Here is a 297-nt window from a genome sequence, read left to right as displayed (position 1 = left end):
CTGCCGATCGCGACGGCCAGGTCGTGCCCAGGGAAGCGGTCGGTCGTGAAGACCTGGACGTACTCGAATCCCTCGCCCGCCCACACCGTGAGGCGGCGCCCGTCCGGGGCGATCAGGTGCGCATGGATCCGTCCGGCGCGGCGGGGGAGTCCCGCGAAGGCGACGTCGAGCGACAGGTCGCCGACGCGTCGGGGCGTGCGGAGGTCGTGCTCGTCGTCGAGCGGCCCCTCGGCGACCGGGATGCTCTGATCGTCGAGGCGGAACCAGGTCCGCGCCCCGACCTGCAGCGACAGGTCG

Annotated in this window: 1 pseudogene; it reads right to left on the bottom strand. The window is 73.4% G+C overall.

What is annotated here, in order from left to right:
- Positions 1–297: pseudogene (locus tag KVT44_RS55950) on the bottom strand (hypothetical protein); the annotation flags it as partial.

Source organism: Streptomyces sp. GbtcB7 (assembly GCF_019091445.1).
GTDB lineage: Bacteria > Actinomycetota > Actinomycetes > Streptomycetales > Streptomycetaceae > Streptomyces > Streptomyces mirabilis.
Note: the sequence above shows the minus strand (reverse complement) of the source record. Positions and strands in the feature narration are given on the sequence as shown.